Here is a 7,332-nt window from a genome sequence, read left to right as displayed (position 1 = left end):
CAATGGCGTGCCAATGTAATAACAAAAAAAGTACTACGCAAGCTCAAATTACGTAGTACCTTTTGCGGTATTATCTATTGATGTTTTTGGTAGACTTTTGGTAGACAACTTGCAATAAACTGCCAATTCTACCAAATTTGAACCTCTACAAATGCCGTTATCTTAGGCTTCCCTCTTCATATTATCCTATAACATTATTCGTACTCGATAGTCGAAGGTGGTTTACTCGTGACATCGTAAAGAATCCGGTTAACGTGATCGACTTCGTTTACAATCCGAACTGAGATCTTTTGAAGGACTTCCCATGGAATCTTAGCGAAGTCAGCAGTCATCCCATCAATTGAGGTAACGGCACGAATAGCAACCGCGTAGTCGTAAGTCCGACCGTCACCCATAACACCAACTGAACGAATCCCTGGCAAGACAGTGAAGTATTGCCAAATCTTTTCGTCTAAGCCGGCCTTCTTGATTTCTTCACGCAGGATTGCGTCACTTTCACGAACAATTTTAAGCTTTTCAGGAGTAATTTCACCAATTACCCGAATTCCTAAACCAGGACCTGGGAATGGTTGCCGCCAGACTAATTCGTGTGGGATCCCTAACTTTTCACCCAATTCACGGGTTTCATCCTTGAAGAGCTTCCGCAATGGTTCGATCAACTTAAAGCCAAGCTTCTTTGGCAATCCCCCAACATTATGGTGAGACTTGATTGTTTGTGCGGTGTCAGTACCAGATTCAATAACGTCAGTGTAAAGAGTTCCTTGTGCTAAGAAGTCAGCATCAGGAATCTTCTTTGCTTCTTCGTTGAAGACTTCGATGAATTCCTTACCAATAATCTTCCGCTTTGTTTCAGGATCAGTAACACCCTTTAACTTACCGAGGAAGCGGTCAGCAGCGTCAACTTTGATAATGTTAACCCCAAGATCCTTGTTCAAGGCCTTCATTACTTGATCGGCTTCGTTCTTCCGTAACAGACCGTGGTCAACAAAGATACAAGTTAATTGGTCACCAATTGCCTTGTGGATCAGTACGGCAGTAACGCTAGAATCAACCCCACCGGAAAGACCCAGGATAACCTTCTTGTCACCAACCTCTTGACGGATATGGTCAATTTGCAGATCGATAAAGTCATCCATTGTCCAGTTGTCTTTGGCACCACAAACATCAAAAGCAAACCGCCGAAGGATATCTAACCCATATTCGGAGTTCCGTACTTCAGCGTGGAATTGGATCCCGTAGAACTTCCGCTTGTTATCAGCAATTGCGGAAATTGGACAGTTCTTGCTGGTTGCGGTAACTTCAAAGCCTTCAGGAGCCTTGGTTACTAAGTCACCGTGACTCATCCAAACGTATTGCTTCTTTGGCAAGCCCTTGAACAATACCGCATCATCTTTTAAGACTTCAATATCAGCACGACCATATTCGGAGTTATCGGCCTTTTCAACCTTACCGCCAAGATCGTATGACATTAATTGCATCCCATAACAAATTCCTAAAATTGGAATACCTAACTTAAAGATTTCAGGATCAACCTTAAAGGCATCCTTGTCGTAAACGCTATTAGGACCACCAGAGAAAATAATACCTTTCGGGTTAATCTTCTTGATTTCATCAGCGGTAATCTTGTGTGAAAGGAGCTCAGAATAAACCCCAAAGTCACGCAAACGCCGGGTAATCAATTGATTGTACTGACTACCAAAATCAAGCACGATAATCTTATCGAAAGCATCCAAGTTTAATTTTGCCACGTTGCCACTTCCCTTTTCTGAATTTCTTATTTCTTAACAACTAAGTTTACAAGCTAAACGTTTAATGGTCAATGGTCATTATTAGTTCGTTTTTTAACCGCGTTTTAGGTAGATCCGATCAACCACGTGATTAGCGGTTTTATGAAGAATGATGTTGGCCCGATTACGAGTTGGCAAAATATAATCAGTGAGGTTTGGTAAATCAACTGTTTGCCAAACATTCTTCGCCATCTTAAACGCTTCTTCTCGCGGCCCCTGGGAATAGGAATAATAGTAGTTATCCGGATCAGTAAGCGCCGTATCTAACAACATCCCAAACCGTTGCAGGTACCACTTTTCGATCTGCTCAGCATCAGCGTCAACATAAATTGCAGTATCGAAATAGTCACTAACATAAATTTGCTGACTAGATGGCAGCTGAAGGGTATTAATTCCTTCCACGATTAAAATATCTGGTTGCCGAATAACTAACGGCTGGTCTGGCATCACATCATACACTTGATGTGAGTATGTCGGTGCCTTTACTACTGTCTTACCAGCCTCAATATCATTCATAAAACGCAACAGCTTCTCCATATCATACGATTCAGGGAACCCTTTCCGATCCAGAATCCCCCGTCGTTTCAATTCGGCATTTGGATAAAGGAAACCATCCGTGGTCATTAATTCGACCCGTTTATCTGGGAGAAGCTTGTTTAGCAAAATACTTAGCAGACGGGCAATCGTACTCTTGCCAACCGCAACCGATCCCGCAATCCCTATAATATACGGGACCCGTTCACTTTTCTGGTGGAGAAAATTAGCCTTTTGCATCTGCCATTCCAGATGATTTTGAAAGCGCAACTGAAGCAGCTTGATTAGTGGCAAGTAGACATCTTGAACATCCTCAATTGAAATTCGATCATTAAGCGATTTAATCTCATCAAGGTTATCCTGGCTCAAACGAACCGTATCTGTCGGAAAGAAGCTATGCCATTCCTGTCGATCAAATTGCTCATAATTCATCCATTCATTCATAGTTACTGATTCCTTCATTAAATAATGTAAGCGATTAACAATAATCATACCATAGTTTAGGATGACTAGATCAGAAAGTGTTCTTGGTTATACTTATCAACAAATTCAGCAAAGAATGGTAATGATAATTGGACAAAGCCACAACGAGGAACCGTAATCAATTAATCGGCTATAACATACCTGTTTATATTTGCTTATCTTATTTTATATTTGATAATTTCATTTTATATACCCTAATCTGGGAAACTAGGGTTCTGATCTTTCAATTCCGGTGCGTCAGTCGAGTAATCATCGTAAGTACTTTGATTATTATTCTTTGCCTTCACACTCGTCTTGTGTTTCTTCTGATCCTTCTTCAGTTTCTTCAGACTCTTCTTCATGTTGTAAGTGTAGTCCTTCTTGTTAACCTTCTTGAATCCTGGAAGGTTGTAGAACCGAATCAAGTCACCATTCATTACCTTATCGGCTAACCCTAACTCAGTTGTGACGTACTTTTGAATCTTGTCAAACTGCTTCTGTTCCTTTGCCGTTGGGTTCTTGATCTGCTTTCCAGTGGAAGTGTGGTAGTAATCGCCGTTATACTTCGTGTATTTTGGCGTTACCCAGTCACCATTCCGGAATGGCACAATTTGGTTACGATTCTTAGAGAGAAGATCCTGACCAAATTGAATGTACTTGTTGGAACTAATTCCTAATAGGTCTTCAAGGGTTGGCAGAACATCAATTTCACCACCGTAAGTATGGTCAATTCCGCCCTTAAGACCAGGAGCATTGATCATGAATGGCACCTTTTGGAACATTGCCAAGTCGTAGTTAGTAACCTTCTTCTTACCCAAGATTTGAGCAATTGCCGGCCGGTGATTATTTGAAATTCCGTAGTGGTCACCATACAAAATGATGACACTGTTTTGCCGCAAGCCAGACTTATCCAGGTAATCTAAGAATTCACCAATTGATTGATCAAGGTAATGTGCAGTTTGGATATAGTGATCAACCGTGTCATCCCCGGTCTTCCACGCATCAATCGAGGTATTCTTCTTATCAATAATGTATGGATAGTGGTTAGTAACAGTAATCAGCTTTGCGTAGAACGGTTGTGGCAACTGTTCTACATAGTGCATTGATTCCTTCATGAAGATCTTATCCTTCAATCCGTAACCCAATTCCTGATCCTTAACCTTTGGATAGTAACTCTTACTAAAGAAGTATTGGTACCCAAAGGACTTATAAGCATTATCACGGTTCCAGAAACTCGGCACATCCCCGTGGAACGAAGCTGTCGTATAACCCAGCTTTTGGTGCAATAAAGCAGGTGCTGATTGGAACGTGTTGTTTGTTCCGTCAGTAACCATTGCTGAACCTTCTGGCAAACCATAAAGGGAGTTTTCCAGCATCATTTCGGCATCGGCAGTCTTTCCTTGACCAACCTGGTGGAAGAAATTATCAAAAGCCAGAGTATTAGATGAATGGTACAGCTTGTTCAAGTTTGGCATTACTTCTTGACCATTTTGCTTATAATCAATCATAAATTGCTGCAAACTTTCCAAGTGGACAACGAAGATATTCTTTCCCCGCATGGTCCCTTCATATTCAACATTTGGACCAGCATAGTTCTTCTTTAAGAACTTTTGCACTGGCTTTAGCTGTTCCTTATTTGCCTTCGCCTTAACCACACTGTTATGGGTTGTCTTTACCCCATCATAAATAGTGTAAGCCTGTAATCCCAAATACTTAACAATGTAGTTATTATCAAATGTCCGAGTCAACAATTGTGAACGGTTTGATTCAGCCATCCCCAAGTTAACGCCAAATAAGACAAAGCCTAACGCGGTAATCGTCATTGCATAACGAATCTTAAAGTACCGCATATCAACCCGAACAACATGGAACAGGAGTACTAATGCAAGAATAATCACATCAGCGTAAACCAAGAAATCTTCTGGACGAATAATTCCTAGAATACTCGTCCCCAGGTTGTTGGAGGCTGCTCCTGAACCCTTAATAATGTTAAATGTAATAAAATCGGAAAATTCACGGTAGTACAGGATGTTAGCGAACAGCCAGGTTGAGAGTAATGCATTAATAATCAGCATCAACCAGTACGATAGCCGTCCCCTAAAATATAAGGCAATCCCCAGAAAGACTAATGCACCAGGAATAGTATTAAATGCCAAGAGAAAGTGCTGAACACTCCCCTTAACACCTAAATTAAACTCAGTGCTATATGCCCAGTAACTTTTAATTGCAAACAGGAGTACTACTAGCAGAAAAAAGCCAAGCTTGGTATTCAAGCCGTGCCAGAGCTTCTGCAACGCTGTCTTCATAATCGTTCCTCCATTAAAAAATATCAATACTTACAATATTACAACAATTTAGAGCGAGCAACCTTTAAAAACTTATTTCAAAAAAAATTAAGAATAAAGTAGAGTGCGAGCCAGCAGAGAACTTGCGGAAAGCTAACAATTTCTCCCGACTGGATGCTGAAAGCATCTGGGAGGGAGGTTGTTAGCTCTAGCAAGTTCCTGGCGAGTAGATCTTGACTATGTTGCCTAGGAAGGAGTTCCTTAACCCTGCTACCAAAAACAATCCCCTTCTTTTTATTTGTTGCATTTGCAACAAAATACCCTATACTAGGATAGTAAATATTTTGGGGAGGAATCTTAATGTCAAAACGTAAGGCTAATTTACTCTTACTAACCGTCGCCATTCTCTGGGGTGCAAGTTATATCTTCGTCCGAATGGCAATCAATGCTGGAATGCAGTCAGGAATGATTAATGCTGTCCGGGGGACGATGTGTGTGGTCGGCTGCCTGATTGTCTTTAATAAGAGTATCCGGCAAATGACTTGGTTTGATTTCAAGGCAGGCCTATTAATGGGGATTACTAACTTTGTCGCCTATTACTTACAAACTGACGGTCTCCGTTTTACCACGCCAGCCAAAAACGCCTTTATCACTACCATGTATGTTGCCCTTTCACCACTTCTCTTATGGATTTTTTGGCACGAACGGCCACGACGAAAAACCTACTTTGTTATTCCGTTAGCGTTAATTGGGATGGGCATTTTAACCAACGTTACGGCTACTGGATTAGCCTTAAACTACGGTGATCTTCTCACTCTCATTTCTTCAATCTTCTGGGCCCTCCAATTAATTTTCTTCGGTAAAATTGCCTCTAAAGCTTCAAGTCCCTGGATAATCATCTTTATGATTGGGTTAATTCAAGGGATCGCTGGTTGGTGCGTCTCCTTTACTACTGAAACGCAGACTTTTGCCCACATCCACTGGATCCAAGCACTAATTCCGGTTGCCCTGCTCGCAATTCTTGTTACTTTTGTCGCTCAAGGGCTGCAAATCACTGCCCAAAAGTATACCGACGCTACATCTGCTGGTTTGCTTCTGATGCTTGAATCGTTCTTTGCCAGTGTCCTATCAGTAATTTTAGGATACGATTCCTTAACTCATTCGTTAATCATTGGTGGAGCAATCCTGCTTCTCGCCAACGCTATTATGCAAACTGATCTTCACCGCCTCCCATTCTTAAAACGGACTAATTAATTGCATTTCGGATCAACAATTGGTACTCTGCAATTATCTTTTAACTAGGAATTTTCTGGAAGTTGAAAGGAGCACGCTGATGAAGCTTTCCAAAACAGTTGCTAACCTCCTCCTTGTTTTTGTAACCATTCTTTGGGGGAGCACCTATATTTTCAATAAAATGGTGGTCAATGCCGGAATGCAATCGGGGACCATCAATGCAGTTCGCGGCGCCATGTGTGTGGCTGGCGGGATCATCCTTTTTCATCGTCAATTAAGCCAAGCCACCCGTTTTGACATCAAAGTGGGCTTGATCGTTGGCCTGGTTAACTTTTGCGGTTATTATCTAAGAACACTCGGCCTTCAATCTACGACACCGGCCAAGAGTTCCTTCATCACCGTGACTTACGTTATCTTGACTCCATTAATTTTATGGATTTTTTGGCACGAACGACCACAGCTTAAAATCATTTTTGCGATTCCGCTATCACTCGCTGGAATGGCAATTCTAACGGGGATTACAGGAAGTAGTTGGTCTCTTCAATCAGGCGACTTAATCACCTTCTTCTCCGCCTTTTTCTGGGCATTGCAAATTATCATTTTCGGTAAATATGCGAGCCGAGCATCTAGTCCGTGGATTATCATTACGTTAATCGGGGTTGTCCAAGTAGTTTGCGGCACCCCATTAGCGTTGACAACAGAACGGGCATCCCTTGGCCATATTCAGTGGCTTCAAGCACTTCTCCCACTGGCAATCATTGCTGTGGTGATTACCTTTGCTGCCCGGGGAATCCAGATTAGGGCACAAAAGTACACTGATGCCACTTCTGCCAGTTTGATTTTGATGAGCGAATCATTTTTTGCAACAATCATTTCCGTTATTCTCGGCTACGACCAGCTTTCACCACGATTAGTTATTGGTGGCTTACTAATTATTATGGCTAACGTGATTATGCAGTTTAATTTCCGCAGTTCAAAGCTAAGAGTACAAGATTAAGCTACATTTAAAACAAAAACCTAAGTTCTCGTCA

General features: G+C 41.6%; 5 protein-coding genes. 2 read left to right on the top strand and 3 right to left on the bottom strand.

The genetic code is table 11. The features are described from left to right. Nucleotides 1-194: 194 nt before the first annotated feature. The 3 genes from guaA to HMPREF0549_RS01830 all read right to left on the bottom strand — a co-directional run bounded on the left by guaA (nucleotide 195) and on the right by HMPREF0549_RS01830 (nucleotide 5,089). Nucleotides 195-1,748: a glutamine-hydrolyzing GMP synthase gene (gene guaA / locus HMPREF0549_RS01840; protein ID WP_003716557.1), complete on the bottom strand. Its 1,554-nt coding sequence runs from the start codon at nucleotides 1,746-1,748 to the stop codon at nucleotides 195-197. Between the two features lie 93 nt (nucleotides 1,749-1,841). Next, nucleotides 1,842-2,765, bottom strand: coding sequence for a type I pantothenate kinase (gene coaA / locus HMPREF0549_RS01835; protein WP_040530723.1), 924 nt, complete (start codon nucleotides 2,763-2,765; stop codon nucleotides 1,842-1,844). A gap of 233 nt (nucleotides 2,766-2,998) precedes the next feature. Continuing rightward, on the bottom strand, nucleotides 2,999-5,089 hold the full coding sequence (locus HMPREF0549_RS01830) for an LTA synthase family protein (protein WP_003716555.1): 2,091 nt from the start codon (nucleotides 5,087-5,089) through the stop codon (nucleotides 2,999-3,001). Between the two features lie 339 nt (nucleotides 5,090-5,428). Between HMPREF0549_RS01830 and HMPREF0549_RS01825 the strand changes: the two genes are divergently transcribed. After that, nucleotides 5,429-6,322 (top strand): DMT family transporter, encoded by an 894-nt coding sequence (locus HMPREF0549_RS01825; RefSeq protein WP_003716553.1) that lies wholly within the window; start codon nucleotides 5,429-5,431, stop codon nucleotides 6,320-6,322. A gap of 79 nt (nucleotides 6,323-6,401) precedes the next feature. Next, entirely contained in the window at nucleotides 6,402-7,298 is an 897-nt protein-coding gene (locus tag HMPREF0549_RS01820; RefSeq protein WP_003716552.1) for a DMT family transporter, read from the top strand. Nucleotides 7,299-7,332: the final 34 nt, after the last annotated feature.

This window comes from Limosilactobacillus vaginalis DSM 5837 = ATCC 49540 (assembly GCF_000159435.1).
Taxonomy (GTDB): Bacteria; Bacillota; Bacilli; order Lactobacillales; family Lactobacillaceae; genus Limosilactobacillus; species Limosilactobacillus vaginalis.
The sequence above is the reverse complement of the archived record's forward strand: the minus strand, read 5'-3'. Positions and strand labels throughout refer to the sequence as shown.